Here is a 25,943-nt window from a genome sequence, read left to right on the forward strand (position 1 = left end):
AGCCGCGCCGACGTCGCAGGCTTCCTCGGCAAAAAAGCAGGACTCGGACGCGACGACCTCGGACGCATCGACATACTCCCCCACTTCGCCCTCGCCGCCATACGACGCAACCGCCTCCAACAGACACTCCGACTGGTGCAAGGCGAAAAAATCAAAGGCATGCACACACGCATCGAGCAGGCCAAGTGACAAACCCGCACTTTTCACGCCCGAAAACTGACAATTCCACCCACACCACCCCCACCCGCTTACAAAACGCATCCACCCTCCACACATTGGCACTTCCGCATAACAAATTGGCACAGAAATCACCCATCCGACAATAAAACGAAAGGAAAAACACCCCATCCGCTGAAAAAGCAGCAGGAAAGATTTGGTTTACCGAAATATTTCCGTAATTTCGCCCGGTCATAAGACACCAACTAATCAACAAAATGTGTAACTAAAAAACATTTTACCTATGCAGAAACATAACTTTAATGCGGGACCCTCCATTCTGCCCCGCGAGGTGATTGAGAAAACAGCCCAGGCCATCCTCGACTTTAACGGCTCAGGCCTCTCACTGATGGAAATCAGCCACCGTGCCAAAGACTTCCAACCCGTAGTAGACGAAGCACGCGCCCTGTTCAAAGAACTGCTCGACATCCCCGACGGATACTCCGTCCTCTTCCTCGGCGGAGGCGCCAGCCTGCAATTCTGCATGGTGCCCTACAACTTCCTGGAGCACAAGGCAGCCTACCTCAACACCGGCACATGGGCCAAAAAAGCCCTGAAAGAAGCCAAAGGACTGGGTGAAACCGTAGAAGTCGCCTCCTCGGCCGATGCCAACTACACCTTCATCCCCAAAGGCTACACCGTGCCTGCCGATGCCGATTACTTCCACATCACGACCAACAACACCATCTTCGGCACCGAACTGCGCACCGACCCCGACGTCAACGTACCCCTGGTAGGCGACATGTCGTCCGACATCTTCTCCCGCCCCGTCGACGTCTCCAAATACATCTGCATCTATGGCGGCGCACAAAAGAACCTGGCACCTGCCGGCGTGACCTTCGTCATCGTGAAAGACGACGCCCTGGGCCGCGTCAGCAGATACATACCCACCATGCTGAACTACAAGACACACGTAGACGGAGGCTCGATGTTCAACACACCGCCCGTCGTGCCCATCTACGCAGCCCTGCAGACCCTGCGCTGGATCAAGGCCCAGGGCGGCGTAACAGAAATGCAGCGCCGCGCCATTGAGCGTTCGGACATGCTCTACGGAGAAATCGACCGCAACAAGCTCTTCCAGGGCACGGCCGTGCAGGAAGACCGCTCGCGCATGAACATCTGCTTCGTCATGGCACCCGAATACAAGGAACTCGAGGCAGACTTCCTGAAGTTTGCCACAGAGCGCGGCATGGTCGGCATCAAGGGACACCGCTCGGTGGGCGGATTCCGTGCATCGTGCTACAATGCCCTGCCCAAAGAAAGCGTACAGGCACTCATCGACTGCATGCAGGAGTTCGAACGTCAACATTGATGAATCCTTTTTAGTTGACGAGGAGACAAGTTGACAAGTTGACGAGGCTACAAGTTAACGAGGGGACAAGTTGACGAGGATACAAGGACAGGAGTTATCCCTTGTCAACTCGTTCCCTTGTCAACTACAACAAGCCCCTGTTGACTCGTCAACTCGTTCCCTTGTCAACTACAATAAGACCTTGTTGACTCGTCAACTCGTCCCCTTGTCAACAACAACAAGACCTTGTTGACTCGTCAACTCGTCCCCTTGTCAACAACAACAAGACCTTGTTGACTCGTCAACTCGTCCCCTTGTCAACTACAATAAGACCTTGTCAACTCAATAATCATTTAATCATCTTATCATTATGAAAGTATTAGTCGCAACAGACAAGCCGTTCGCCCAAGTGGCCGTAGACGGCATACGCAAAGAGATAGAAAACGCCGGTTACACACTGGCACTGCTGGAGAAATATGGCGAGAAGGCCCGCCTGCTGGAAGCCGTGGCCGATGCCGATGCCCTCATCATTCGCAGCGACGTGGTAGACGCCGAGGTGCTGGACGCCGCCAAGCAACTGAAGATTGTGGTACGCGCCGGTGCGGGCTATGACAACGTAGACCTGGCTGCCGCCACCGCCCACGGCGTGTGCGTGATGAATACCCCGGGACAGAACTCGAACGCCGTGGCCGAGCTGGCCTTCGGCCTGATGGTGATGGCCGTGCGCAACCTGTACAACGGCACTTCGGGCACGGAGCTGAAGGGCAAGAAGCTGGGCATACATGCCTATGGCAACGTGGGGCGCAACGTGGCCCGCATAGCCAAGGGGTTCGGCATGGACATCCTGGCCTATGATGCCTTCCCCGCTGCCGTGGAGGCCATGAAGCAGGACGGCATCACGCCCGTGGACAGTGCGGAGGAGCTCTACGCGCAATGCAACGTCGTGTCGCTGCACATACCCGCCACGGCGGAGACGAAGGGTTCGATAGGCCATGACCTGGTGGGACGGATGCTCAAGGGCGGTGTCCTTATCAATACGGCCCGCAAGGAGGTCATCGACGAAGAGGGGATGCTGAAGCTGCTGGGCGAGCGTACTGACCTGAAGTATATGACCGACATCATGCCGGTGCGCCATGCCGAGTTCCAGGAGGTGGCCGCCGGACGCTACTTCTCTACCCCGAAGAAGATGGGGGCACAGACGGCCGAGGCCAACATCAACGCGGGCATTGCTGCCGCACGCCAGATTGTGGGTTTCCTGAAGGACGGGTGCGAACGCTTCCGGGTGAACAAGTAAGGAGGAGGGTGCATGGCAACAATCAAACCTTTCAAGGGATTGCGCCCGCCCCGCCAGTTGGTGGAGCGGGTGGCATCGCGCCCCTACGACGTGCTGAACTCGGACGAGGCACGCCGTGAGGCCGAGGGCAATGAGATGTCGCTCTACCACATCATCCGCCCAGAGATTGATTTCCCCGTGGGGACGGACGAGCACGACGAACGCGTGTACCAGAAGGCGGCCGAGAACTTCCGGCTGTGGCAGGAGCGCGGCTGGCTGGTGCAGGACAAGAATGCACATTATTATATATATGCGCAGACGATGAACGGGCGGACGCAGTATGGCCTGGTGGTGGGGGCTTACGTGCCGGACTACCTGAACGGGGTCATCAAGAAGCATGAGCTGACGCGCCGCGACAAGGAGGAGGACAGGATGAAGCACGTACGGGTGTGCAACGCCAACATCGAGCCGGTGTTCTTCGCCTATCCGGACAACGAGGTGCTGGACGCGCTGGTGCGCCGCTACGTGGCGGGGCGCGAGCCGGAGTATGACTTCGTGGCGCCGGGCGACGGGTTCGGCCACACGTTCTGGGTGGTGGACGACGGGAAGGACATCGAGACTATCACGCGGGAGTTTGACAAGATGCCTGCGCTGTACATTGCCGACGGGCATCACCGCAGTGCGGCGGCGGCCCTGGTGGGTGCGGAGAAGGCGCGGCAGAACCCCAACCACCGGGGGAACGAGGAGTATAACTACTTCATGGCTGTGTGCTTCCCGGCGGGGCAACTGACCATCATCGACTACAACCGCGTGGTGCGCGACCTGAACGGGATGACGCCCGCCGGGTTCCTCGAAGCCTTGGGCAAGCACTTCACGGTGGAGGACCGGGGCGCGGACGAGCCGTACCGCCCGACGGGGTTGCACAACTTCGCGCTCTACGTGGACGGGCGGTGGTACAGCCTGACGGCACGCGAGGGGACGTATGACGATGCGGACCCCATCGGGGTGCTGGACGTGACCATCTCGTCGCGCTACATACTGGATGAGTTGCTGGGCATACGCGACTTGCGCTCGGACCGGCGCATCGACTTCGTGGGCGGCATACGCGGCCTGGGCGAGCTGAAGCGGCGGGTGGACAGTGGCGAGATGGCCATGGCGCTGGCGCTCTATCCTGTCAGCATGAAGCAACTGATGGACATCGCGGACACGGGCAACATCATGCCGCCCAAGACGACGTGGTTCGAACCGAAGCTGCGCTCGGGGCTGGTGATTCATAAGTTGGAGTAGTTGACGAGGGGACGAGTTGACAAGTTGACAAGTTGACGAGTTGACAAGCTACCAACTACTAACTACCAATTACTAACTATTTTAATAACCTTATTAATACCCAAAGATTATGGAAGAGAAGAACAGCCAGCGCAGTGTGCTGAACCTGCTGGCGCAAGAGAATCTATTGACAAAGGACATCGACAACGATTATTACCTGAGCATCAGGCGGCAGGACACGCTCGACATCAAGGCGCTGGCGAAGGAGGTGGCCCAAAACCACGGGGGGAAGACGGCCTCGGAGGTGGAGATGCTGACCAACGAGGTGCTGGAGCTGGCGGCGTGGTACCTGTCGAACGGCTTCAGCGTGAACACCCCGCTGGGCTATTTCCAGACCAACGTGCAGGGCATCGTGACGGCTGCCGAACTGGCCGCCATCGACACGGGCCGCATCAAGCTGAGCGTGGGCTACACCATGAGCCAGGGGATGACCGCGATGCTGGGCAACGCTAAAATCAACGTCGAGGTGGACAAGGCGAAGGTGGGTCCCGAAATCTCGGCCGTCATCAGTTCGCAAGACGCCAAGAACCCCGCCGCCGTCACCCGCGGCGAGTCCGTCCCCGTCAAGGCCGGCGCAACCACCATCATCCGCGGTCGCAACCTCAAGGTGGACGGCCCGGCCGACTCGGGCGCAGGCATCACGCTGACCCGCGTGGACGAAGAGGCCGAACCCATCTTCATCTCCGCCACCGACCTCTACCCCAACGAGCCGAAGGAAGTGGGCTTCATCCTGCCCGCATCGGTGCCCGACGGGTCGACGTGGTCGGTGACGCTCAAGACGCAGATAGGCGCGCGGCCCGGCGTCTTCCTGAAAGAGCCACGCGAGTTCACCCTCCAGAGCGCCTTCACCGTGGGACAGGCATCATCGCCCACCACCCCCGGCAGTGGCGATGACGACGACAGCGGGCAGGGCACCTTCGGATAAGGGAAAAAACTCACCACCCCGTGAGGTAGCTACCTCACCACCCCGTGAGGTACATAGCTCACCACCCCGTGAGGTACATAGCTCACCACCCCGTGAGGTACATAGGTCACACCCCCGTGAGGTATATAGCTCACGGGGGTGTGAGATTTTCAGGCCCCCACTCACATCCCACTCCCCCCTGGCTCCAGGTGAGATCCTTCGATTCCGCTACGCTCCACTCAGGATGACAGATGCCACATCCCCTCCCGACTTACGCCCCCCTCTTTCCTGTCATCCTGAGCGAAGCCCGAAGGGCGCAGTCGAAGGAGCTCCCTACGAGCACCTACAACGTAAGGGAGATGTTTCGACTGCGCTGCGCTCCGCTCAACATGACAGCTCCCTCTCCCTTCCTGAACTTACACCCCCTCCCCCTCGCTTTTAACACTTCACCCCTGCAAATAGTCATACTGTTGTAACATACATTTAAGTTATATTGCTTACCTTTGCACAACGAAACAGATGTTAACGATGCGTTAACAGTAAATATTCACTAATTATTCACTAAAACCAAACAGTATGAAAAGACATCTTTTGCACATCCTGTTGTCAGCCCTGCTCTGCGTGGGCACCCTCACGGCCTACGCGCAGAACGTCAAGGTGAGCGGCCAACTGGTCGACGCCGAGACCGGCGAACCGCTCATCGGAGCCAGCGTCGTGGTGGAAGGCACCACACAAGGCAGCGTGACCGACATCGACGGCAACTTCCAGCAGACCGTCCCCCCACGCGCCACCCTCGTGTTCACCTACGTCGGCTACAAGGAAATGAAGTACACCCTTGAAGACGGCAAAACCCAGCTCGGCACCTTCCGCATGCAGGCCGACGCCGTGCTGCTGGCCGACGTCACCATCACCTCCAGCGTGGCCGTCGACCGCCGCACCCCCATCGCCGTCAGCAACATCGGCCCCGCCTTCATCGAAGAGAAGCTCGGCACACAGGAGTTCCCCGAACTGCTCAAATCCACCCCCGGCGTCTACGTCACTAAAGACGGCGGCGGCTTCGGCGACGCCAGCACCCGTGTCCGCGGCTTCAAGAGCGAAAACGTGGCCATGATGATCAACGGCGTCCCCATGAACGGCATGGAAAACCAGAAAGTCTACTGGTCCAACTGGGCCGGCCTCTCCGACGTCACCAGCACCATGCAAGTGCAGCGCGGACTGGGCGCCTCCAAAGTATCCGTCCCCGCCGTCGGAGGCTCCATCAACATCATCACCAAGAGCACCGACGCCAAGAAAGGAGGCTCCATCTCCTACGCCATGGGCAACGACGGATACAACAAGATACTCTTCACCGTATCCTCCGGCCTCACCAAAGACGGCTGGGCCTTCACCCTGCTCGGAGCCAAAACCTGGGGCGACGGCTACATCCAAGGCACCGCCTTCGAAGGCTACAACTACTTCGCCAGCATCGCCAAGCGCATCAACGACAACCACCAGCTCTCGCTGACCGTCTTCGGCGCACCCCAGACACACGACCAGCGCAACTACAACAACGCCCTCTCCATCAAAGAGTGGCAGCGCGTCAAACAATACATGGGCGACGACAGCCCCTACAAGTACAACCCCACCTTCGGTTACCGCAACGGCCAGGCCTACGTGTCCAACTTCAACGCCTACCACAAACCCCAAATCTCGCTCAACCACCTCTGGCAAATCGACCACAAGTCCAGCCTGAGCACCGCCGTCTACGCCTCCATCGCCCGCGGACACGGCAGCTACACCGGCGGTGACAGCGAACACCGCAACCTCTGGTACGGCGCCTCCAACGGCTACGTCAACAACACCTTCCGCCGACCCGACGGCACCTTCGACTACGACGCCGTCGACGCCCTCAACGCCGCCAGCACCACCGGCTCGAAGATGATCATAGGCAAGATGATGAACAACCACGAATGGTACGGCCTCCTGTCCACCTACACCACCAAGTTCGGTGAATACTTCGACTTCTATGGCGGCATCGACTTCCGCTACTACAAAGGCCTGCACCAGAACATCATCACCGACCTGTTCAGCGGCCAGTACTTCGTCGACAGCTACAACCGCTCCATCGTCTCGCCCGCCAACAACGCCGCAGCCGCCAACCCCGCTTTCGTCAACCAGAAACTCGGCGTGGGCGACGTCATCTTCCGCGACTACGACGGCCACGTCATGTCCGAAGGCGTCTTCGCCCAGTTGGAATACAACCGCGACAAACTCTCCGCCTTCATCTCCGGCGGCCTGTCCAACACCGGCTACTGGCGCTACGACCGCTTCTACTACGACGCCGACCACGCCAAGTCCGGCAAGAAGAACTACCTGGGCGGCAACATCAAAGGCGGCGTCAACTACAACCTGACCGACAAGCACAACGTCTTCTTCAACGCCGGCTTCATCAGCCGCGCCCCGATGTTCGACACCTCGTTCATCAACTCCCAGAACTCGCACGACCGCAACCCCGATGCCCTCAACGAAAAGGTCATGTCCTTCGAAGTGGGCTACGGCTTCCGCAGCCGCGTCTTCGCAGCCAACATCAACGCCTACTACACCCAATGGATGGACAAGAGCCTGTTCGACAGCCAAACCGGCCGCAGCGGCGAACGCTACACCCTCAACATGACCGGAGCCAACGCCAAACACATGGGTATCGAGCTCGACTTCAACTACCGCCCCACCCGCTGGTTCAGCCTCGACGGCATGTTCTCCTGGGGCGACTGGCGCTGGGACGGACTGGCCACCGGCTTCTTCTACAACTCCTCAGGCCAAATCATGGACGTAGCAACCGAACAGCCGATAAAAGACATGGCTAACGTAGAACAATACCGCTACCGTATCCGCATGGACAACGTCAACGTAGGCGGCTCCGCACAGACCACCGCAGCCCTCGGCGTCACCTTCCGACCCATGGAAGGCCTCCGCATCGGCCTCGACTGGAACTTCGCCGCACGCCTCTTCGCCGACTACGACATCGAAGCCAGCTCAGCCAAACTGGGCGAAGAATACATCGTCGGCAAACCCTGGCAAGTGCCCTCCTACCACCTGTTCGACCTCAACGCCGGCTACACCTTCGACTTCGGCAAGGTGCGTGCCACCCTCAGCGGCAACGTCAACAACCTCTTCAACCAAGAGTACATCGCCGATGCCTGGGACGGCAGCACGTGGGAAGACGTAGAGCGCGTGTTCTACGGCTTCGGACGCACCTACTCCGTGAGACTGAAATTCAACTTCTAATCCCTAACGCAACAGATTATGAAACATAAATACATACTATACAGTTTGTTTGCAGCCGCTTCGCTGACCGTGGCCAGTTGCGACTACAACGAGGACAACTTCCCCGGCTACGATGAACTGGCACAGCCCACTGACGTAAGGACAGACACCATTACGTTGGTTGCCAGCGACTATAGTGCCATCGCCAACTTGGAAGCCAACCGAGATACGGCATTATATCTAGATCCTGAAGGAGAAACCTATCTGAAAGCACTAACCGCCGTAGGTACCAACAAATATTTTACCGACGATGCACCCATCGCTACCTACATGCCGCCTTATTTGAAAACGCTGTATCCCTATTTGGACAATGACTCCAAAGTGACCGTAAACTACAACTACTATCAGGACCTGCCCGACTACGTCAAAGTATTCAACGGTACCACAGAATACCAGCTAAGCTCGTCGGATTACCGCAGCGTATGGGGCGAGTCAATATCGGCCACCTATCTTACGCCTTCTACCATAAGACAGATACCCAACATCCTGGCCAATGCAATCAACGAACCGGCCGACGGAACCATGAAACTGGTAAATTACGTATATTCGGAAACCGAACCCAGCACGGGAGGCGGTGAAACCGTTCCGATGGTTTATCGTAAAGTGGACGAACTGGATGCCACCGGCGGACGATATGTGATTGCAGCCCAAGCTCCGGATGGCACTTATTATCCTTTCGGAAAGCTCGATGACGAAAGCAGACCTTTCGGATATATGAATCCCGACCCCATCAATGTTACAGACGGCATCATCAGCAACGATGAGGGTGCGGAGCAAGTCATGGAAATCAGTAAGACGGACAACGGCTATTCTTTGCTGAACACATGGGGACAATATGTCTACAACAGTGGTAACTATAACAACTTCAACGTCTCCACTTCATTCCCGTCCAGCGGTGGCGAATGGACCATTACTCCCAACGGAGACGGAACCTTTGCCATCAGCAATGTCACAACCGGCAAGACAGTCAAACTGTATCCTTACCAAGACAGCTACTCTTTTGCCTGCTATGCCTCTTCGGTATTTGAAGTCGCAACTTACTACAACGAAACGCTGGCAGAGGGACAAGGCGACCTTACTATACAAGACATCTCACTGGGCGAAGGCATGAGCTATGCGTGGACCTATGACGATGGCTATAGTTGCATGAAAGCCGGAGCCTTTATCAACGGAGCAAACGTACCTTCAGAAAGTTGGCTGGTAACCCCAGAAATAGACCTTACCAACGCCAGCAGTCCGGTATTCTCCGCAGATATGGCCTTGAACTTCTTGAAAGGAGCCAACCGTGCAGACTTCGTATCGGTAATGGTTTCCACAGATTATGTAGATGATGTTACTACGGCAACATGGAAAGAACTGGAACTGCCGACTTGGCCGGAAGGAAACAACTGGACTTTCGTCAACTCCGGTGAGGCCGACCTGTCTGCATACAAAGGTGAGAAAATTCACATTGCCTTTAAGTATGTCAGCACCACTGCTACTGCCGCTACATGGGAAATCAAAAACCTGCTCGTAAAAGAGCCGGGCCAGTCTAACTATTGGGATGTTTGCTTGTTCCAAGAAATGCCCGAAACAGAAGCAATGTCTGCCACAACTAAGGCAGCTACCCGTTCAGCTTCCGATGTAAATGCTTCGGCAGTTTACCGTTACGATGCAGCCAACGGCGTATGGAGCCAATACACCAACAGCGATGCTCAAATTGCAGTGGTACAGCCTGCTGACTATGCACAAATGGGCGAAGACTATGTATCAAGCCCCAGCAATATGCTGCCTACCTTCCTTAGCCAAAAGTATCCGTATGCACAGGCCGATGATGAAGCAGCCGTAATCTACTACAATAGCGACGGCGATATCGTAGCAACAGGATTTACATTCGACGGAGCAACATGGACGGAAACGACCGTGGCAGCCCCGGCTGTAACGACATTCAAGAAGATGAATGGCTCATGGATCGAGGTTCTCGTCTATCTCGAATCGAGCTTGCTTGATGGTGAAAGCGGCGGTTTTGTAGCCCAAGACGTGGAACTTTCAGGTCTGAATTATGTATGGACTCTGGATGCAAACTACGGATGGAAAGCTTCAGGATATGCCAACTCCACAAACAACAAGACAGACAGTTGGCTGGTATCTCCCGAACTGGATTTGACGAAAGGCATCAATCCGCAATTAAGCTTTGACGTGGCCATCAATTACTTGAACGGCAACGACCGCTCGCAACTGTTCAATGTAGTGGTGCTGACAAACTATAACGGCGATGCTACTACCGCTACGCAAGAAGTGCTTGAAATGGAAGGATGGCCTGAAGGTACGTCGTGGTCATTCACAACTATGGGTCCGGTGGACATGAGTGCTTATATTGGAAAGAAGATACGCCTGGCTTTCCACTATGTTAGCACCGAAAGCGTAGCACCAACCATTGAAGTAAAGAATATCTCTTTCAAAGAGGTAGACGAATAATACATTTGTTTAATATAAAAAGGAGTTACAGGATATAAAATCCCATAACTCCTTTTTTGTCCTTGTATACGATGAAAAGAAACCTACTTATCTTCGTTATTGCAATGTTGGCTGGATTAGCTGGATGCGATAACAACAACGAAAATTCCCTTCCCCCTTCGACCGACAATGACCAACCCACCATCAGCGGCTCTACGTTCGATGTAATGGAAGGATATGAGAGTGCCGCCCAAGGCTTCAACACACTCAAGCCGGAAGGCCTGTCCGACCCTCTGTATATACGAGAAAAAGCATTGGCAGGAGACGCCTATCAATTTGCCGGCACTGACAAGCAACGCTTGGACGAAATGACGGCAATACCGACAGAAACGGGCGACTGGCAGCCTACGGCCTCTATTGCCGAAGGTAAATGCTACTGGATACGCCACACCTCTACTCTGCTCTACACTTACCTGAAACTGCGCATTGCCTACATCGAGGGTAACAACGTGGGCGTGGAATACATCATCGACAGTACGGAGCAACGCGACCCCTCAGCCGAGAATACCAACGCCAACCAGCCGTTGGAAGGCTATCCTTTTGTCACAGACCTGTCCATCCCCCATCTTGATGCTGCCAACCAATACGTAGAGCATACGGTGAATTACAACGATAACGAGATTTTGAACTACGCCCTCGAATGGGTCGAAGACAAACGCCACGCCGCCTGGGTAGCCTTCAGTTTCGATGCAGAGACCAGCCAGAAGAACGTGAACCGCAGCGACGATGCCTGGATGTCCGACCCCTTCGTCCCTACCAGCCCGGAGGAAAGCGACCACAAGAGTGACGGTTTCGACAAGGGACATCTCTGTGCCTCGGAAGACCGCGTATACAACCGCACAGCCAACGAGCAGACGTTCTACTACACCAACATCAGCCCGCAGATGAATTCCTTCAACGGCGGCTACTGGATAACCTTCGAGAAGCTGTTGCAGTCTTGGGCGCGCTCCGGCAACTATGAGCATATCTACGTGGCCAAGGGAGGGACAATGAACAACTTGCTCACCGACTTCACCGGTACACAAGAAGCTGCTGACGGACGACTCCCACAGACTGATGCCAACGGCCTGACCCGTCATGGACTGGCCTGTCCGGCCTACTACTTCATGGCCATCTTGGCACAAGAGGGCAACAATTACCAGGCCATCGGCTTCTTGGTGGAACACAAAGATGACTACGGGTATAGCAACAATCACCAGGCACCTGTCGACGTGACACAGGCTCATGCGCTCAGCATCGACGAACTGGAGGAGGAGACGGGACTGGACTTCTTTTGCAACCTGCCGGACAACGTGGAAACTGAGGTAGAAGCCAGCTATCAGGGAAATGAATGGCAATGGGTGATTACGGAATAAGTACTCCCCCTGAACGCCGGAACACACCATTAACGAGGAACCACAGATAAACAAGGAACCACAGATAAAACACGGATAAAACAAGATAATCACTGATGCCAAGGGATGATTCCCTCCCTCAAGCTGCCGTGGAAATCTGTTTTATCCGTGTTTTATCTGTGGTTCCTTATCTTTTACCGATTCTGCGTTTATTCCAACTTACGGTAACGCACCCGCGTCGGCTCTTCACGCCCCAGGCGTTTCAGCTTATTGGCTTCGTAGTCCGTATAAGAGCCCTCGAAGAAGAACACGTTCGAGTTGCCCTCGAAGGCCAGGATATGGGTACAGATGCGGTCGAGGAACCAGCGGTCGTGGCTGATGACCACGGCACAACCTGCAAAGTCTTCCAAACCTTCTTCCAACGCACGCAAGGTATTGACGTCAATGTCATTGGTCGGCTCGTCCAACAAGAGGACGTTGCCTTCTTCCTTCAGCGCCATGGCCAGGTGCAAGCGGTTGCGCTCGCCGCCGGAGAGGACGCCGCATTTCTTTTCCTGGTCGGCTCCGGAGAAATTGAAACGGGAGAGATAGGCACGGGCATTGATGTCACGTCCACCCATACGGATGAGTTCGTTGCCACCGGAGATGACTTGATAGACGGATTTCTCCGGGTCGATGTCCTTGTGCTGTTGGTCGACGTAGGCCAACTTGACGGTTTCGCCCACCTCGAAGTCACCGCTGTCGGGCTGCTCCAAGCCCATGATAAGGCGGAACAGGGTGGTTTTACCGGCTCCATTGGGGCCGATGACACCCACGATGCCATTGGGCGGAAGGGTAAAGTTGAGGTCGTCGAACAGCAGTTTGTCACCGTATGCTTTGGCCACATGGCGTGCTTCGATGACCTTGTTGCCCAGGCGCGGGCCGTTGGGGATGAAGATTTCCAGCTTCTCTTCCTTCTCCTTGACGTCTTCATTCAGCAGTTTATCGTACGAGTTCAGACGGGCCTTACCTTTGGCCTGCCGTGCCTTGGGGGCCATGCGTACCCATTCCAATTCACGCTCCAGCGTCTTGCGGCGCTTGCTGGCCACCTTTTCTTCCATCTCCATACGCTTGGTTTTCTGCTCCAGCCAACTGGAGTAATTGCCCTTCCAGGGGATGCCTTCGCCACGGTCCAGCTCCAGAATCCATCCGGCCACGTGGTCCAGGAAATAGCGGTCGTGCGTCACGGCGATGACCGTCCCCTCGTATTGCTGCAAATGCTGCTCCAACCAATCGATGGATTCAGCGTCCAAGTGGTTCGTCGGCTCGTCCAACAGCAGCACGTCGGGCTTCTGCAAAAGCAGGCGGCATAGAGCCACGCGGCGGCGTTCGCCTCCGGACAGGTGCGCCGTCAGTTGGTCTTCGGGCGGACAACGCAGGGCATCCATGGCCCGTTCCAGACGGGAGTCCAGGTTCCAGGCATCGGTAGCATCAATCTGGTCTTGCAGTTCAGCCTGACGGGCAAAGAGCTGGTTCATCTTGTCCTCGTCCTCATAATACTCGGGCAACCCGAATTTCTGGTTGATTTCCTCATACTCGGCCAACGTATCCACAATGGGCTGCACACCTTCCATCACCACCTGCTTCACCGTCTTCTCGGGGTCGAGGTACGGCTCTTGCGGCAGATAGCCCACGCTATACCCCGGCGCAAACACCACTTGCCCCTGGTAAGAGGTATCCAACCCGGCGATGATTTTCATCAATGTCGATTTTCCCGACCCGTTCAGACCGATGATGCCAATCTTGGCCCCATAGAAAAAAGAAAGGTAGATGTCCTTCAGCACCTGCTTGTTGTTCTGCTGGATGGTCTTGCTCACGCCGACCATCGAGAAAATGATTTTCTTGTCGTCCGTTGTAGTTGCCATAATTCTTGTTTCCTGATTTTGTTTAATGTAAGAATGAATCGGGCACAAACTTACGAAAAATTGGCGAGACCAGCAACGAATCCCCCACTTTGTCCCCGCCTCTCCCCCGGGATGAAGGCAGAAGACACGCCGGGCGACCTTACCATCATGTACGATGATGCCTATCATCATGTACGATGATCCTACCATCATATACGATGATGCCTGCCATCATATACGATGATGCCTGCCATCATGCATGATGATTCCCATCTGAAACCCGGGAAGAGGACAGGAAACTCCGGGGAAAAGCATACCTAAGACCACGGGAGAAGCCAGGCGGCCAGCCCTTTTGACAGCATACGCCTTGCACTTTCGCGGATTTATATTAACTTTGCGCTCAAATTGATAAAGAACCCCATGAAGTTTTCCGAACTGAACCTGAACGACCAGGTGCTCGACGCCCTGGATGCCATGCGCTTCGAAGAGTGCACCCCGATACAAGAGAAATCAATCCCCCTGCTGCTGGAAGGACGCGACCTGATAGCCGTGGCACAAACCGGCACCGGCAAGACAGCCGCCTACCTGTTGCCCATATTGAACAAATTGTCCGAAGGCGGATACCCGTCTGACGCCATCAACTGCATCGTGATGGCACCCACGCGTGAGCTGGCACAGCAAATCGACCAGCAGATGGAAGGCTTTTCCTACTTCATGCCCGTGTCCAGCGTGGCCGTGTATGGCGGCAACGACGGCATCCTGTTCGAACAACAAAAGAAAGGACTGACGCTGGGCGCCGACGTGGTCATAGCCACCCCCGGCCGACTCATTGCCCACCTCAGCCTGGGCTACGTCGACCTGTCGCACGTGTCGTTCTTCATCCTCGACGAAGCCGACCGCATGCTGGACATGGGCTTCTACGACGACATCATGCAAATCGTCAGCTACCTGCCCAAAGAACGGCAGACCATCATGTTCTCCGCCACCATGCCCGCCAAGATACAGCAGTTGGCACAAAACATCCTGCACGACCCCGCCGAAGTGAAACTGGCCGTCTCCAAGCCCGCCGACAAGATTGTACAGGCTGCCTACATCTGCCATGAAGGGCAGAAACTCGGCATCATCCAAAGCCTTTTCGCCGAACAAGTGCCCGAACGCGTCATCATCTTCGCCTCATCCAAGCTGAAAGTGAAGGAAGTGACCAAAGCACTGAAACGCATGAACCTGAACGTAGGAGAAATGCACAGCGACTTGGAACAGGCCGAACGCGAAGACGTGATGTACCGCTTCAAGTCCGGACAAATAAACATACTCGTAGCCACCGACATCGTGGCCCGCGGCATTGACATCGACGACATCCGCCTCGTCATCAACTACGACGTACCCCACGACAACGAAGACTACGTGCACCGCATCGGACGTACAGCCCGCGCCAACAACGACGGTGTAGCCCTGACCTTCGTCAACGAACAAGAACAAGGCAAGTTCCACAACATAGAAAAGTTTCTGGAAAAAGATATCTACAAGATTCCCCTACCCGAAGAACTTGGCCCCGCCCCTGAATACAAACCGGCCGAACGACGCAAAAGCAACGGTAAGAGCGGGCGACGAAACGGAGGGCGCGGTAACAACAAGGACAGAAGGAGGAACAGAAACAAAAAAGACTAAAGGCCATTGCCCCCCAATACACTAATTACGCGAACCACGCACTTACATCTTTTAAACAAGAAGTGCGCAATCCGCGTAATTAGTATTTTCAGGTGCAGAAAGACCTGTCAAGATTTCCCGATACAATGGTATTCAAACCCTAGCTCTTCCATCTCGGCACCATCGTAAATATTTCGCCCATCCAAGACCAAAGGCCTGCGCATCAGCTTTTTAACTACAGCCCACGAAGGCAAACGGAACTCCTTCCACTCTGTCACCAAGAGCAACGAATCAGCCTCAAGAGCAGCATCATACAAGTCCTTCGCATAATACACATCATCACCCATCCGCCGGCGGCACTCGTTCATTGCTACCGGGTCATATACCCTGATATGACATCCAGCCTCTAGCAAACGCTTCATAAGAATCAAAGAAGGAGCTTCGCGCATATCATCCGTTTCCGGTTTGAATGACAATCCCCACATAGCAACGGTTTTTCCTTTCAACTCCTTCCCAAGAAGCTTTTGCAATTTATCAAACAGCACTCCTTTCTGACGCTCATTCACTTCCTCAACAGCACGCAATACACGCATTTCATACCCATTCTGTTCTGCTGTCTTAATAAGCGCTTTCACATCTTTAGGAAAACAGGAACCACCATAACCAATGCCTGGATAAAGGAATTTACGACCAATACGGGTATCCGAACCAATACCACTGCGAACCATGTTAACATCAGCGCCAACCAACTCGCATAAATTAGCAATATCATTCATAAAACTAATACGAGTAGCCAACATGGAATTTGCAGCATATTTCGTCATCTCTGCCGAAGGAATATCCATGAATATGACACGAAAGTTATTAAGAAGAAATGGCTTATATAACTTGGTCATCAACTTTCTGGCTCGCTCCGAATCAACCCCGACAACCACACGGTCTGGGCTCATAAAATCGTTGATAGCATTGCCTTCCTTCAAAAATTCAGGATTAGAAGCCACATCAAACGGAATATCCACCCCTCTCTTACCCAACTCTTCAGAAATAGCCATACGCACCTTCTGCGCTGTCCCCACAGGCACTGTGCTTTTTGTCACCACTAATACATATTTCTGTAGGCTTCGCCCAATGGTATGCGCTACTTGAAGCACATAACTCAGGTCTGCACTTCCATCCTCATCAGGCGGGGTACCAACAGCACTAAACACCACATCCACCTCATTCAAACATTCTTCCAATGAAGTAGTAAAACTCAGGCGGCCAGCTTTTGCATTGCGAGAAACCATTTCCTCCAAGCCATTTTCATAAATAGGTATATGGCCTTTTTGCAAAGCCTCAATCTTCGCCTTATTGGTATCCACGCAAATAACATGTACGCCGATTTCTGCAAAACACGTACCTGTCACCAAGCCAACATATCCTGTGCCAACTATCGCTATCTTCATAGCCTAGTCAAAACAAACAGCATCCTTAAAGGCAACGCCACAATTATCTTTTACCGACAATACCAATTGAGACATAGCAATAGGCCAATCAATCTTCAAATCCGGATCGTCATAACGAATAGAAGCCTCAGCCTGAGGAGCGTATATATTATCTACTTTGTAAGTAAACAAGGCTTCATCACTTAACACCAAAAAGCCATGTGCAAAACCTCTGGGAATAAAGAACTGCCGCTTATTCTCATCACTCAACTCCACACTAACATATCGTCCAAAAGTAGGTGAAGAACGCCTCAAATCGACAGCTACATCAAGAACCTTCCCTTGCAATACACGTACCAATTTAGCTTGGCTATATTCTCCTTTCTGATAATGCAAGCCTCGAAGAACTCCAAAAGAAGATTTCGACTCATTGTCCTGCACAAAATGCACATCTCCTATATGTTCCCGGAATTCAGCTTCTTTAAATGCCTCCATGAAATATCCACGAGCATCAGCAAATACCTTGGGCTCTATCAGCCATACACCATTAATTTCTGTCTGTATGTAATTCATTTAACACTATATTTAAAATACGAGGCAAAAGTAGAAATATTTTTCCGAAAAATCTTATCTTTGCACCAGAACCCAATGCAAGCATTATGAAAAAATATAAAATAGGAATTATCGGAGCCGGACATATCGCACACAAAATGGCTGTTACTGTAAACGAATTAGAAGAGACAGAAGCATACGCCATTGCTTCACGAGATGCAGAGAAAGCTCAACTATTCGCACAAAAATACCAAATGTCCAAAGCTTATGGCTCATACGAAGAATTAGTTAAAGACCCCAATATAGATTTAGTCTATATCGCCACCCCTCACTCACATCACTATATGCACGCTAAATTGTGTCTGCAACACGATAAACCTGTATTGTGTGAAAAAGCTTTCACAGCCAATGCCCATCAAGCTGAAGAGTTAATAAATCTGGCTCGAACCAGAAATATATTTCTCACCGAAGCAATCTGGACACGCTTCATTCCTTTCTCTCAAACAATCCGCCAGCTAATCAACGAACGTATCGGCACTCCTATGACACTCACGGCCAGCCTTAGCTATCCAATATTCGGGAAAGAACGTATAATGCGCCCTGAGCTAGCAGGCGGAGCATTACTAGACTTGGGGGTTTATCCTATCAACTTCGCTCTCATGACTTTTGGCAAAGATATTGAAAAGATTACTTCCACTTGTCTTAAAACGAATACAAATGTAGATGCACAAAATAGTATCACATTTTCATATCATGATGGGCGTATGGCTGTAATGCAAAGCAATATATATTGTGCAGGAGACAGACAAGGAATTATTGCCGGAAACCAAGGATACATTATTATAGATAATATAAACAATCCACAAAGAGCAACTATATATTCTACAGATCACCAAGTTGTTGAAGAAATCTGCTGCCCACCACAAATCAATGGTTTCGAATATGAAGTTCTAGCATCTATTCATGCTCTGGAAAAAGGACAAATAGAAACCAATGAAATGCCACATGAGGAAACACTTTATGTTATGCGAATGCTTGATACGCTTCGCCGCAAATGGGAAGTATACTTTCCGGCAGATGATTTTTGAAAAGAAAATTCATATATCTGAGATTTTTATAATATTTTTGTAACATGATAGAACTAGCTCAACATATAAAGACACTGCTTACAGACAATGATTGTGTCATCGTTCCTGAATTAGGAGGATTTATAGCTCATTATACACCTGCCATGTGGATGGAAGAAAGAAATATGTTTTTACCACCCACACGAATGATTGGCTTTAATCCACAACTTAAAATGAATGATGGCCTGTTAGTACAATCTTACATGGCAGCAGAAAATCTCAATTTCTCAAAAGCTTCACAAAGATTGCAGCATGAAGTTTCTCAATTGATATCTAACCTTCATACCAAAGGTGAAATCATACTAACAGATATTGGTTCTTTGCGCCTTTCAATCTACAATACATTTGAATTTATACCCTGTCAACAACAAATCCAAGCACCTGCTTTATTTGGGTTCGCTCCTCTTAACATACAAAAAATAAGTGCAACGCAACCTGTATCTAAACAAATACCTTTCCCGACTTCTTCCGTGATAAAGAATGATCGGAAACCAAACTTCAAAATATCTATAAATGCATCTTTTCTCTCTAACGCCGTTGCTATAGCAGCAATTGTCATACTTTTCTTCACTCTTTCTATCCCGGTAGAGAATACGGAAGTCATCAAAGGGAATTATGCTCAGTTATTCCCGACAGATATGTTCGAAGAAATAGCTCCACAATCATTAGCGATAACTCCTTTAGCTATTCACGAAACTCCCCCAACGACATACATCACAATTATCCGCCCTACAGATAAGACAAAAGTAACAGATATAAATAAAAAAAATGAAAACAAAATTGCTCCACGCACAATAATGCCTTCGAATAAGCCACCAATGCCCAAAGTTACAGTTAATTACACTAAAGATTATCATATCATAGTTGCTAGTGTAGGTACAAAGTATGATGCCCAAAGTATGGCAGATGAATTGATAAAAAAAGGATTTTCAGATGCCAAAGCCATCATTGGAGACGGGAAAATGCGTGTATGCGTAAATTCTTACACCAACGAGACAGAAGCTTATCGAGCTTTGAACAAGTTACGTCAAAATAAAAATTATAAGAATGCTTGGATTCTTAAGAAAAAGCAGGAACAATGAAACGAATACGCTGCCCTAAATGCGAAAATTATTTGACTTTCGACGAAACGAAATACAAAGAAGGTCAATCATTGGTTTTCATATGCGAACATTGTAAGAAACAGTTTGCTATCCGTTTGGGAAAAACTAAAATACAAGCAATTCATAAAGAAGAAAATCTGGATGAAAACAAATACAAAGATACTTTTGGATACATTACCGTCATAGAAAATTCTTTTGGTTTTAAACAAATATTTCCTCTACGTGAAGGAGATAATATTATTGGCCGTAGATGCATAGGAAATACGATTCAAGTGCCTATTGAAACTTCAGACATGAGTATGGATAGATTCCATTGCATTATTAATGTAAAACGTAATAAGCAAGGAGATTTGATATACACTTTGCGCGATGCTCCTAGCTTAACTGGAACTTTCCTAAACAACGAATTATTAGAGGATAAAGATCGCATCCGAATAGAAGAAGGTGCAATCATTACAATTGGTGCTACAACATTTATCTTGCACACATACACACCCCAAGCACCCAAAGAATAAATCTTCAAAAAAGAAATATTCTCTCCAATCACAAAAGAAAGCTCTCTATTAATATTTCATCAGCTCTCATATATGTCACAGGTATTATGATTCACTCTATTCTAGATACAGATTTATATAAATTTACAACTTCATACGCCTATATCAAATTATTTCCTTATGCTATGGGCACTTTCAGTTTTACCGACCGTGACGACACAATTTATACAGAATTTTTTTTAGCAAAACTAAAAAATGCTATCGAGCATTTATCTCAGATTGTATTGACACCTGAAGAGTTGGAATATATGTCTGTTCATTGCCGTTTTTTACCTCGTGTATACTGGGAATGGCTGTCATCTTTTCATTTTCAACCTGAAAAAATTAAAGTACAATTAGATGAGAACTCTCATTTACACCTTGAAATCACAGATTACTTGTACAAAGCAACGCTATATGAAGTACCTCTATTAGCCATAATATCTGAAATAAAGAATGAGTCATTGCAACGTATTGTTAATATGGATTTAGTTATCCAAAAGTTGACTCAAAAAATAGAATTATCTAATGCCAATCGCTTATCATTTTCTGAATTCGGTACACGAAGACGTTTTTCTTTTGAGGTACAAGAAAAAGTAATCAATTATCTTAAAGGACATGCTCATTATTGTACTGGAACATCCAATTGCTACTTTGCCATGAAGTATAATATAAAGCCAATGGGAACACATCCTCATGAATGGTTCATGTTTCATGGAGCTCAATTTGGATATAAGCATGCCAACTATATGGCATTAGAAAACTGGGTTAATGTATACGATGGTGATCTAGGTACGGCTTTAGCAGATACATATACCACAGACGCTTTTCTAAACAATTTAAGTCGCAAACAAGCAAAACTTTTTGACGGCGTTCGTTGCGATTCTGGTGATGAATTTGATTTTACCAATCGACTTATTGAACGTTACCAAGAATTTGGTATCGACCCAACTACTAAGACTATTATTTTCAGCAATGCACTCGACTTTAATAAAGCTCTAGAAATACAAAAATATTGTGCTGGCAGAATCCGATGTGCCTTTGGTATAGGAACGAACCTAACTAACGATACAGGATTCAAGCCTTTGAATATTGTCATGAAGTTAACTCGATGCAAAATGAATACCCACCAGAAATGGCACGAATGCATCAAACTTTCTGATGACGAAGGCAAGCATTTAGGAAGCATTACAGAAGTACAAGCTTGCCTCCATGACCTTCAATTGACAAATTAAAGAAAACAAATCCCAATAATATGATAAAAGAAACACTTACAAATCTATATACTAATTATACAGGAATAAAGCCTGAAAAAATTGATGAATTACCAGCTTCTGGTTCTAACCGACGCTATTTCCGCCTTACAGGGAAACCTACACTCATCGGAGTTTATGGAGAATCGTTTGAAGAAAATCGGGCATTCTTGTATATGTCTCATCATTTTCAACAGAAAAGTTTGCCAGTGCCACAGGTATTTGCTCAATCAAATGACGGATTCTTTTATTTACAAGAAGATTTAGGAGACACACTCCTATTTAATGCCATTGAAAAAGCACGTCTTACCGGTGTTTTTGGTGAAGAAGAGAAAAAACTCCTTCGCAAAACAATTCGCTTACTACCTGCCTTACAAGTTTCTGGAGCCAAAGATATGGATTTCTCATACTGTTATCCTCGTTCCGAGTTCGATTTACGATCTATTTTTTGGGATTTAAATTATTTCAAATATTGTTTCCTAAAAGCTACTGGTCTTGACTTCCAAGAAGATCGCCTTGAAGATGATTTTCATAAGATGGCTGATATCTTATTACGTAACAATTCTACGACATTTATGTATCGCGATTTTCAAAGTAGGAACGTTATGATTAAAGATAACGAACCATGGTTTATTGATTTTCAAGGTGGGCGAAAAGGACCAGTATATTACGATATAGCCTCTTTTCTTTGGCAAGCTAAGGCCAACTATCCAGAAAGCTTACGCCAAGAATTACTGAAAGAATATATAGATTCTTTGCGACAATATCAAACAATAGATGAAACCTATTTTCATGCACAATTACGTCACTTCGTCCTTTTCAGAATCTTACAAGTATTAGGATGCTACGGTTTCCGCGGCTATTTTGAGAAAAAACCACACTTTATACAAAGTGTACCTTATGCAATCGAAAATCTACGGAAACTTCTACAAAAGCCTTACCCTGAATACCCTTATCTCAGCCAAATTTTAAAACAATTGACTGAATTGAAGCAATTTTGTCAATTACAAAAACATCGACTCATCGTCAGAGTAACTAGCTTTGCTTATAAAAAAGGCATTCCAGAAGATCCGACAGGCAACGGAGGTGGATTTGTTTTTGATTGCCGAGCTATAAATAATCCAGGAAAATATGATTGTTATAAGTCTTTTACTGGATTAGATGAACCTGTTATTCATTTTCTTGAAAAAGATGGAGAAATTTCATCATTTTTGGCCCATGCTTATGAGCTAACAGACGCAGCCATCAAACGTTACATAGAACGAGGATTCACCAGTCTGTCCATAGCTTTTGGCTGCACGGGAGGGCAACATCGTTCCGTCTATGCAGCACAGCATATGGCTGAACATATTAATAATAAGTTCGATGTTCAAGTGAATCTCCTTCATCGTGAACAAAACATTGAACAAATCTTACAGCCTCAAAATTAAAATCTTCGCACTATGAAAGCTATGATATTTGCTGCCGGAATGGGAACACGTCTCCGCCCTCTAACCGACAATATCCCCAAAGCATTAGTACGCGTAGGAGGAATACCCTTGTTACAAAGAATCATATTAAAATTGGCAGCATCCGGTTTTAATGACATTACTATTAACATTCATCATCGCGGGCAGCAAATCATTGACTTTTTACAAGCAAACAAAAACTTTGGACAGCACATAAATATTAGCGATGAGCGCGGACAACTCCTCAATACAGGAGGAGGCATTCGTCATGCCCAACATTTTCTAACAGGCGATGAACCTTTCCTGGTGCACAATGTAGATATTCTTACAGACGCAGATTTAAAAGCCCTTTGGCAACATCACCTATTACAAAAGTCGGAAGCGACTCTGCTTGTTGGAAAAAGACAAACAAAACGTTACCTTCTATTTGACAAAAACATGAATTTGCATGGATGGACCAATAAGCAAACAGGTGAGATTCGCCCAACCAATTTAGCTGGCAATTACGAAGAATGGGCTTTTGCAGGAATCCATATCCTATCTCCCTCGCTTTTTCGGTACATGAATGATTCATACTGGCAAGAGGCTTTTTCAATCATAGACTTCTATCTCAATATTTGTCCTTACAACCCCATTAAAGGCGTACCCATCTGTGCGACCCACTGGTTTGATACAGGCACACCTGAAACATTAGCCTGCGCAAACTCATGGTATGAACAATTGCACTAGAATTTTCAAGAATACACTTACTGTTTTTTTAAATTATTATACTTAACTTTGTCAAAAATCATATCTTTAACCCATGCTAATCATAGGAATTGCTGGCGGAACAGGTTCTGGAAAAACCACCGTCGTACGAAAAATAGTTGAAAGTCTACCGGCGAATGAAGTCGTTCTGCTCCCTCAAGACTCATACTACAAGGATAGTAGCCATATCCCCTTGGAAAAACGACAGAATATCAATTTCGACCATCCAGATGCTTTTGATTGGACACTTCTTTCAGAGCATGTAGCCGCTTTGCGCCGCGGTGAAAGCATTGAACAACCGACGTATTCATACCTCACTTGTACACGCCAAGCAGAAACCATTCATATAGAACCACGTGAAGTAGTCATCATTGAAGGTATTTTAGCCTTATGCGATCCTACTTTGCGAAACATGATGGATCTTAAAGTTTTCGTTGACACTGATTCTGACGAACGACTGATTCGAGTTATTCAACGAGATATGCAAGAACGTGGTCGGACAGCCGAGGCTGTAATGGAACGGTACATCCGGGTACTAAAGCCAATGCATCAACAATTTATTGAACCATGTAAACGCTATGCAGACCTTATCGTACCTGAAGGAGGAAATAACCAAGTAGCTATTGACATTCTGACCATGTATATTAAAAAGCACCTTTAAAGATAAAGACTATGAAGCTAAACCATTACGTCCTCTTCATACTTATTCTATTTACTCTGCTTGGCTTGACAGGAGGATGCAAAGAGAGAAAAGCCAAAACTCTCAAAGCTACACCGAATGACTTGCCGCAGCTAAAAGACAGCGGACGATTGGTTGTATTGACTCTTTACAACTCCACTTCCTATTTCATTTACCGAGGCCAGGAAATGGGATTCCAATATGAACTGGCTCAGCAATTCGCCCAAAGTTTAGGCCTGAAAATGGAAGTAAAAGTTGCCAGGAATGTGGCAGACATGGAACGTAAACTAATTAACGGCGAAGGAGATTTGATAGCCTATAATCTGCCCATTACTAAAGAAGGAAAGAATAGAGTAACTTACTGTGGAAATGAAATCATAACTCACCAAGTCATTGTACAACAAACAGGCAGACAGACCCGTCCCTTGAAAGACGTAACGGAACTGATTGGAAAAGAAGTCTATGTGAAACCAGGCAAATACTATGAACGACTCGTAAATCTTAACCAAGAATTAGGCGGAGGTATTCTTATTAAGAAAGTAACTTCTGACAGTATCGGAGTTGAAGACCTGATTGCACAAGTGTCAGAAGGGAAAATTCAATACACTGTGGCAGATAATGATATAGCCAGGCTAAATGCCACTTATTTCCCCAATCTCAATATCCATTTATCCATCAGTTTTGACCAACGTTCTTCATGGGCAGTTCGCCGCGATTGCCCCCTTCTGGCACAAGCAGCCAACGAATGGCAAAAGAACAATGCTACCTCACCAGCTTATACTGCCAGCATGAAACGATATTTTGAGACAAGCAAAAACCTCCCACATTCTCCTATTTTATCCTTGCGTGAAGGAAAAATCTCTCACTACGATGAACTATTCAAGAAATACGCCAAAGAAATAAACTGGGATTGGCGCCTTTTGGCTTCGTTAGCCTATAAAGAGTCTAATTTCGACACCACGGCTGTTTCATGGGCCGGAGCCAAAGGGCTGATGCAACTAATGCCTTCGACTGCACACGCCATGGGAATGCCTCCCGGCAAAGAACAGAATGCAGAAGAAAGCATCAAAGCAGCCGTCAAGTATTTGGGAATTACCACTAAAAGCTTTATGCAAATTCCCGAACCCGAACGCATCCATTTCGTTCTGGCCTCTTACAATTCTGGCCTCGGACACGTATTGGATGCGATGGCTTTAGCCGAGAAATATGGCAAAAAGAAATATGTATGGAAAGACAACGTTGAAAAATACATACTCTTAAAAAGCCAGGAAGAATATTTCACCGATTCCGTATGCAAATATGGCTATTTCCGAGGAACAGAGACTTATACTTTTGTACGCGACATCATGGGGCGATACGAACAATACAAGAAAAAAATCAAGCTCTGACGCCCTTCATGAAGGC

The 25,943-nt window shown here is 49.1% G+C and carries 20 protein-coding genes; 17 read left to right on the forward strand and 3 right to left on the reverse strand.

The annotated features are described in order from the left end of the window. The 8 genes from M3090_RS06695 to M3090_RS06730 form a co-directional block, all read left to right on the forward strand. A partial coding sequence (locus tag M3090_RS06695; RefSeq protein WP_249054730.1) for a DbpA RNA binding domain-containing protein occupies positions 1–189 on the forward strand: 189 nt, incomplete at its 5' end. Positions 190–460: 271 nt separating this feature from the next. Continuing rightward, the gene (serC, locus tag M3090_RS06700; RefSeq protein ID WP_249054731.1) at positions 461–1,528 is read left to right on the forward strand and encodes a 3-phosphoserine/phosphohydroxythreonine transaminase; all 1,068 of its coding nucleotides are present in this window, start codon (positions 461–463) and stop codon (positions 1,526–1,528) included. 349 nt (positions 1,529–1,877) lie between these two features. After that, positions 1,878–2,801 (forward strand): NAD(P)-dependent oxidoreductase, encoded by a 924-nt coding sequence (locus M3090_RS06705; RefSeq protein ID WP_249054733.1) that lies wholly within the window; start codon positions 1,878–1,880, stop codon positions 2,799–2,801. Positions 2,802–2,813: 12 nt separating this feature from the next. Then, entirely contained in the window at positions 2,814–4,067 is a 1,254-nt protein-coding gene (locus tag M3090_RS06710; protein WP_249054734.1) for a DUF1015 domain-containing protein, read from the forward strand. Positions 4,068–4,176: 109 nt separating this feature from the next. After that, the gene (locus M3090_RS06715; protein WP_249054735.1) at positions 4,177–5,031 is read left to right on the forward strand and encodes a DUF4469 domain-containing protein; all 855 of its coding nucleotides are present in this window, start codon (positions 4,177–4,179) and stop codon (positions 5,029–5,031) included. Positions 5,032–5,586: 555 nt separating this feature from the next. Further along, positions 5,587–8,274: a TonB-dependent receptor gene (locus M3090_RS06720; RefSeq protein ID WP_249054737.1), complete on the forward strand. Its 2,688-nt coding sequence runs from the start codon at positions 5,587–5,589 to the stop codon at positions 8,272–8,274. Positions 8,275–8,292: 18 nt separating this feature from the next. Beyond that, positions 8,293–10,770 carry a choice-of-anchor J domain-containing protein gene (locus M3090_RS06725; protein ID WP_249054738.1) on the forward strand — a complete coding sequence of 826 codons (2,478 nt, stop codon included), beginning with the start codon at positions 8,293–8,295 and terminating at the stop codon, positions 10,768–10,770. Between the two features lie 71 nt (positions 10,771–10,841). Continuing rightward, positions 10,842–12,164: a DNA/RNA non-specific endonuclease gene (locus M3090_RS06730; protein ID WP_249054739.1), complete on the forward strand. Its 1,323-nt coding sequence runs from the start codon at positions 10,842–10,844 to the stop codon at positions 12,162–12,164. A gap of 188 nt (positions 12,165–12,352) precedes the next feature. Here M3090_RS06730 and ettA read toward each other — a convergent pair whose 3' ends face one another. Continuing rightward, the gene (gene ettA / locus M3090_RS06735; RefSeq protein ID WP_249054741.1) at positions 12,353–14,047 is read right to left on the reverse strand and encodes an energy-dependent translational throttle protein EttA; all 1,695 of its coding nucleotides are present in this window, start codon (positions 14,045–14,047) and stop codon (positions 12,353–12,355) included. Positions 14,048–14,446: 399 nt separating this feature from the next. On the opposite strand from ettA, the gene M3090_RS06740 reads away from it, so the two are divergent. Next, the gene (locus M3090_RS06740; RefSeq protein WP_249054742.1) at positions 14,447–15,694 is read left to right on the forward strand and encodes a DEAD/DEAH box helicase; all 1,248 of its coding nucleotides are present in this window, start codon (positions 14,447–14,449) and stop codon (positions 15,692–15,694) included. Between the two features lie 107 nt (positions 15,695–15,801). Here M3090_RS06740 and M3090_RS06745 read toward each other — a convergent pair whose 3' ends face one another. Both M3090_RS06745 and rfbC read right to left on the reverse strand, forming a co-directional pair. Continuing rightward, positions 15,802–17,118 (reverse strand): UDP-glucose dehydrogenase family protein, encoded by a 1,317-nt coding sequence (locus tag M3090_RS06745; RefSeq protein ID WP_249054743.1) that lies wholly within the window; start codon positions 17,116–17,118, stop codon positions 15,802–15,804. 3 nt (positions 17,119–17,121) lie between these two features. Continuing rightward, a complete protein-coding gene (rfbC, locus tag M3090_RS06750; protein ID WP_249054745.1) occupies positions 17,122–17,670 on the reverse strand; it encodes a dTDP-4-dehydrorhamnose 3,5-epimerase in 549 nt (182 codons plus the stop codon). Between the two features lie 86 nt (positions 17,671–17,756). Here rfbC and M3090_RS06755 point away from each other — a divergent pair, with 86 nt between their 5' ends. The 8 genes from M3090_RS06755 to M3090_RS06790 all read left to right on the forward strand — a co-directional run bounded on the left by M3090_RS06755 (position 17,757) and on the right by M3090_RS06790 (position 25,927). Then, positions 17,757–18,737 carry a Gfo/Idh/MocA family protein gene (locus M3090_RS06755; RefSeq protein WP_249054746.1) on the forward strand — a complete coding sequence of 327 codons (981 nt, stop codon included), beginning with the start codon at positions 17,757–17,759 and terminating at the stop codon, positions 18,735–18,737. 44 nt (positions 18,738–18,781) lie between these two features. Then, positions 18,782–19,858: an SPOR domain-containing protein gene (locus M3090_RS06760; RefSeq protein WP_249054747.1), complete on the forward strand. Its 1,077-nt coding sequence runs from the start codon at positions 18,782–18,784 to the stop codon at positions 19,856–19,858. Continuing rightward, on the forward strand, positions 19,855–20,394 hold the full coding sequence (locus M3090_RS06765) for an FHA domain-containing protein (protein ID WP_249054748.1): 540 nt from the start codon (positions 19,855–19,857) through the stop codon (positions 20,392–20,394). The genes M3090_RS06760 and M3090_RS06765 overlap by 4 nt, the downstream gene beginning before the upstream one ends. Before the next feature lie 86 nt (positions 20,395–20,480). Further along, positions 20,481–21,647: a nicotinate phosphoribosyltransferase gene (gene pncB / locus M3090_RS06770; RefSeq protein ID WP_249054750.1), complete on the forward strand. Its 1,167-nt coding sequence runs from the start codon at positions 20,481–20,483 to the stop codon at positions 21,645–21,647. Between the two features lie 20 nt (positions 21,648–21,667). Continuing rightward, on the forward strand, positions 21,668–23,095 hold the full coding sequence (locus M3090_RS06775; RefSeq protein WP_249054751.1) for a phosphotransferase: 1,428 nt from the start codon (positions 21,668–21,670) through the stop codon (positions 23,093–23,095). Positions 23,096–23,107: 12 nt separating this feature from the next. Further along, the gene (locus tag M3090_RS06780; protein WP_249054752.1) at positions 23,108–23,842 is read left to right on the forward strand and encodes an NDP-sugar synthase; all 735 of its coding nucleotides are present in this window, start codon (positions 23,108–23,110) and stop codon (positions 23,840–23,842) included. Positions 23,843–23,915: 73 nt separating this feature from the next. Next, positions 23,916–24,521 carry a uridine kinase gene (gene udk / locus M3090_RS06785; protein ID WP_249054753.1) on the forward strand — a complete coding sequence of 202 codons (606 nt, stop codon included), beginning with the start codon at positions 23,916–23,918 and terminating at the stop codon, positions 24,519–24,521. A gap of 11 nt (positions 24,522–24,532) precedes the next feature. Then, entirely contained in the window at positions 24,533–25,927 is a 1,395-nt protein-coding gene (locus tag M3090_RS06790) for a transglycosylase SLT domain-containing protein (protein ID WP_249054754.1), read from the forward strand. Positions 25,928–25,943: the final 16 nt, after the last annotated feature.

This window comes from Bacteroides sp. ET71, from assembly GCF_023336905.1.
In the GTDB taxonomy this organism is placed as follows: domain Bacteria; phylum Bacteroidota; class Bacteroidia; order Bacteroidales; family Bacteroidaceae; genus Bacteroides.